This is a genomic window from Mesorhizobium sp. M4A.F.Ca.ET.020.02.1.1, assembly GCF_004022645.1.
Classification (GTDB): Bacteria; Pseudomonadota; Alphaproteobacteria; order Rhizobiales; family Rhizobiaceae; genus Mesorhizobium.
In genome coordinates this window covers 1-3,960 of the sequence record NZ_RZOI01000580.1, presented here as the reverse complement: position 1 = coordinate 3,960, position 3,960 = coordinate 1, and the positions used below count along the sequence as shown (strand labels likewise).

The 3,960-nt window shown below is 66.6% G+C and carries 3 protein-coding genes; all 3 read right to left on the bottom strand.

Features of this window, described 5'->3' with window-relative positions:
* Nucleotides 1-88 precede the first annotated feature (88 nt).
* Entirely contained in the window at nt 89-1,606 is a 1,518-nt protein-coding gene (locus EN742_RS27120; protein ID WP_128333480.1) for a sugar ABC transporter ATP-binding protein, read from the bottom strand.
* On the bottom strand, nt 1,603-2,607 hold the full coding sequence (locus EN742_RS27115) for a LacI family DNA-binding transcriptional regulator (protein WP_245482446.1): 1,005 nt from the start codon (nt 2,605-2,607) through the stop codon (nt 1,603-1,605). The genes EN742_RS27120 and EN742_RS27115 overlap by 4 nt, the downstream gene beginning before the upstream one ends.
* 162 nt (nt 2,608-2,769) lie before the next feature.
* Nucleotides 2,770-3,960: anion transporter (locus tag EN742_RS27110; protein WP_148670285.1), on the bottom strand; the 1,191-nt coding region annotated here is incomplete at its 5' end.

Below are 3,960 nucleotides of genomic sequence, written 5' to 3'. Positions count from 1 at the left end.
GGATCGACGCGCCTCGCCGCAGGAGCAGCGGGTACCGAAGGGCTTGAAGCTGCCGGGCTCGCCGCCACCGAAATCTTCTGGTCCGACATCAGGCCTCCCTGCCGTTTGCCGCGGCAAGCACGGTGTGCTCGTCGACGCCGCCAATGAATTCCGCCACGTTGCGCCCCTGGCGCAGCACCACGATGCGGTCGCAAAGTCCAATCAGCTCCGGCATCTCGCTGGAGGCGACCAATATGCCGAGCCCCTGCGCCGCGAGCGCTCTCAGCCGCGCATAGATTTCGCCCTTGGCGCCGACATCGACGCCGCGGGTCGGCTCGTCGAGGAGCAAGAGCCGCGGGTTGCCGAGAATTTCCTTGGCCAGCACCACCTTCTGCTGGTTGCCGCCGGACAGCGCGCCGACGGATATGTCCGGGTTCTTCGGACGGATGTCGAACTGGCCGAAGGACTGTCTCACCGCTTCCGCCTGGCGGCGCGGCGACATCAGGCCGGCCGGCGAGATGCGGCGGATCACGGACATGACCAGGTTGAGGCCGACAGCCATTCTCAGCATCAGGCCGCTGCCGCGCCGGTCGTCGGTGACGAAGGCGATGCCGGCCTTGCGCGCCGCGTCGATGGAGTCGAGTTTCACGGGCCTGCCGTCGACTGCGACCTCGCCCTGCCAGCGGCCGGCGAGACCGGTGCCGTAGAGCGCGGAAAGCAGTTCGGTGCGCCCTGCTCCCATGATGCCGGCCAGGCCGACGATCTCGCCCTCCCTGACCTCGAGCGAAATGCCGCTCGGCGGCTGCCAGCCGGCGCTTTCCCGGGCGAGCCTGAAGCTGGCATCCTTGAGGCGGAGCAACGTCTTGCCGGCGCTTCTGGCGCGTGCGGGGTAGAGTTCATCCAGCGAGCGCCCGACCAGGAGCCGCACCAACTCGGCCTGCGGCGCGTGCGGCTCGGTGACGCCGGCGACGCGGCCGTCGCGCATCACCGTCACGCGGTCGGCGATATCAGGGACTTCCTCCAGACGGTGCGAGATGTAGACGATGCCGACGCCGGTCGCGGCGAGCTTCCTCATGATGTCGAACAGACGCTCGACCTCTCCGACGGTGAGTGCCGCCGTCGGCTCGTCCATGATCAGCACGCGGGACGCATAGGACAGCGCCTTGACGATCGCCACCACCTGGCGCTGGCCGATAGAGAGGTCGGCGACAAGGCGCGCGGGGTCGATGGCGAGTTCGATCGCTTCCAGCCGCCGCTTCGCCTCGCGGCGCATCGCCGGCACGTCGAGCAGGCCGCCCGGTCGCATCAATTCGCGCCCGAGGAAGAGGTTCGCCGCGACATCGAGCGAGGGCACGAGGTCGAGTTCCTGGAAGATGGTGGCGATGCCGGCGGCCTGCGCCTCGCGCGGGTTGTTGAAGGTGACCGGCTTGCCGTCGATCTGGATTTCGCCCTCGTCCGGCGAGTAGACGCCCGACAGAAGATTCATCAGCGTCGATTTGCCGGCGCCGTTCTCGCCGAGCAGCGCGTGGATCTCGCCCGGCTTGAGATCGAAGTCGACGCCGCGCAGCGCCTGCACGCCGCCGAAGCGTTTCACCGCACCTGTGACCGAAAGCAGCGGCGCGCTCATGCCGGCCTCATGTGGGTTGGCCTCGCGCAGGACTGGCGTGCCTGCAGCCTTGCCTGCAGCCGCACGGCACGCGGCGCTGCGTGGCTGGAGGCGATGCGCTCGCTGAGCAGCGCCGCCGCCTGGCGGCCGATCTCGGTGCAGGGCTGCTCGACCAGCGTCAGACGCGGCTCGAAGCAGTCGGCCCATTCGAAATCGTCGAAGCCCGCCAGCGACAGATCGCCGGGGATCGAAAGACCCTTCTCGCGGATGGCGCGGACTGCCCCGATCGTCGTCATGTTGTTGCCGGTGACCAATGCGGTGGGCGGCGTGGCCAGCGACAGGATCGCATGCGTCGATGCCGTGGCGCTCGCCGTGTCGACATTCTCCGGCGAGACATAGTGCGGCAGGCACTCAAGTCCATTGCCGGCGAGCGAGGCGCGGAACGCCTCGATGCGCTCACGCGTGGTGGCCAGCCCCGGCTGGCCGGCAATGTAGCCGATGCGCTTGTGGCCGAAGGAAGCGACATGGTCGATGAGGGCATGCATCGCCGTGTCGTTCTCGACACCGATCTGGTCGAAGCGGTCGTCAGCGAACCGGTCGATCAGCACGCAGGGCAGCTTCTTCTCGGTAAGATAGTCGATCGCGCGCTCCGGCGAGCCCGACGGCGCCAGGATCACGCCGTCGACGCGGCGCTGGTGGAAGGCGCGCACCACCTGAAGCTCGCGGTCCGGGTCTTCCTGCGTGTCGGACAGAAACACCATCAGGCCGAGCCGCGCACATTCGGCCTCGACCGCGCAGATGATGTCGGTGAAATAGGGATTGGAGATCGCCGAGATGGCGAGCCCGACGCTATTGGTGGTGGACGCCTTCAGCGCGCGTGCCAACTCGTTGGGCTGGTAACCCATCGTGGCAATGGCATCGTTGATCAGCCTGGCCTTCTCGGGCGAGACGAAGCGGGTGCCGTTGACGACGTGTGAGACTGTCGAAACCGAGACGCCGGCGCGGCGCGCGACCTCAGCCATTGTCGGCATGCGTATGGAGTGCCCGCAAGCGCTCCTCCCTTGTATGCGTTTCCCAACCGCTCTTCGGCGGATTTCTTAGAAACCATAGAGCCATCGAAACGTTTGCGCAATCGATTCGACAAAGCCCGCGACAAATTTTGTCGCGGGCTGAAAACTTGGAGATCAGGAGGTGAAAGCCAGCCAGGCCGTGCCGGCGAAAAGCGTGACCAGGGTCAGCGGCAGGCCGACCTCGAAGAAGGCGGAGAAGGAAAGCTCCTTGCCCGCCGCCTTCGCCTGTTCGGCAACGATCAGGTTGGCAACGGAACCGAGCAGCGTGAAATTGCCGGCGAGCGTGGAGCTCATCGCGACCACCAGCCAGGCGCGCTCGGGGTTCTCGAGGCCGGGAATGAAGGGCCTCAGCGCCAGCACCGCCGGCACGTTGCTCATGACGTTGGAGAGCACGGCGGTGAAGCCGGAGAGCCGCCAGACATCGTCGAGCCCGATGTTTTTCGCCCAGGCGATCATATCGGGCGTCAGCAGCGTCTTTTCGGCGCCGGCCACCACCACGAACAGGCCGGCGAACATGAACAGCAACGGGCCGTCGATCTCGCGATAGATGCGATGCGGCTTGATCGCGCGGGTGACGAGCAGGAAGGCGCCGGCAATCAGCGCCGCCTTGGCAACGGCAACGCCGGCGAAGAACGCGACCGCCAGCACGACGCAGACGACTACCGCCTTCAGTACCTGTCCCGGCAGCATGCGGCCGCGATAGACTTCGGGACTGAGCTCCACGGTGCGGGAGAATTCGGCGCGGTAGACGATGCGCAAGATGACGATAACGGCGAGAAGACCGAACAGCGCCACCGGCGCGAGCGCGGCCGAAAAGGCCGGATAGGAAATGCCGGACAGCGCGCCGATCACCATGTTCTGTGGGTTGCCGGTGATGGTGGCGACACTGCCGCAATTGGAGGCGGTGCAGGTGGCAATCAGATAGGGAACCGGGTTGCGGTTGATGACGCGCGTGACGTGGACGACGATCGGCGCCATCACCAGGCAGATTGCGTCATTGACCAGGAAGGCCGAGAGGACGCCGGTCAGCAGCGTCACCATGACCAGGAGCATGAACGGCGCGTGCGCATGCTCGATGGCGAAGCCGCCGAGCGCGCGAAAGGCACCCGAGACCTTCAGATGCGCGACCACGATCATCATGCCGAGCAGCAGCGTGATGGTGTCGAAATTTATGGCGCGGTAGGCGTCCTCCATGCTGATCGCGCCGACGGCGATCATGGCCGCGCCACCGAGCAGCGCGATGCCGGCGCGGTCGAGGCGCAGGCCCGGAAAGCGGCCGACGGCGACACCGGCATAGGTCAGGAT

Bases quoted from the DNA above. Each gene is read 5' to 3' on its own strand.
- EN742_RS27120 (WP_128333480.1), bottom strand. From the start codon at position 1,606: ATGAGCGCGCCGCTGCTTTCGGTCACAGGTGCGGTGAAACGCTTCGGC.
- EN742_RS27115 (WP_245482446.1), bottom strand. From the start codon at position 2,607: ATGGCTGAGGTCGCGCGCCGCGCCGGCGTCTCGGTTTCGACAGTCTCA.